This is a genomic window from Bartonella vinsonii subsp. berkhoffii ATCC 51672 (genome assembly GCF_902825225.1).
GTDB lineage: Bacteria > Pseudomonadota > Alphaproteobacteria > Rhizobiales > Rhizobiaceae > Bartonella > Bartonella berkhoffii.
Map to the genome: position 1 here is coordinate 1 of NZ_CADEAK010000254.1, position 407 is coordinate 407.

2 pseudogenes are annotated in these 407 nt (G+C 37.1%); both read right to left on the reverse strand.

Going from position 1 to position 407, the window contains the following annotated elements:
* Positions 1-254: pseudogene (locus J7R10_RS09150) on the reverse strand (3-dehydroquinate synthase); the annotation flags it as partial.
* Positions 229-407, reverse strand: a pseudogene (locus J7R10_RS10160) (shikimate kinase); the annotation flags it as partial. The pseudogenes J7R10_RS09150 and J7R10_RS10160, both read right to left, overlap by 26 nt.

A 407-nucleotide genomic window follows, 5' to 3' on the forward strand; every position in this document is an offset into this window, starting at 1 on the left:
ACTGATTTTGTTTGCTCTCCTGCTTCTACGACGATTAGAACAAAATGGATTTCATTTTTTGTTAATTCTTTCTGTAATTTAGCCAAATGGAGAGATGCATTATTTGTATCTGTCACAACAGCCAAACGCGTTTGAAAACTTTTTTGGTTAAGAGAACGTTTAATGAGTGAAGCAGCTTGTGCAATCAGATCTGGGCCGATGATGATGTCGTAACAGTGCTTATCCAGTTTAATGGTGACGGTCTTGGCTTGCATTCTTGTTATCCCTATCATTGCTTTCTGTATACAAGTAGTGCTGGATGGACCGTATGACATTTTGTGCTACAGTATGGCGGCTTTCTTTATGACTGTTCATTGTTAAATTGGCTTTTGTCTAGATTGGATTGCTTTGTTTTATAAGTTTTTGTT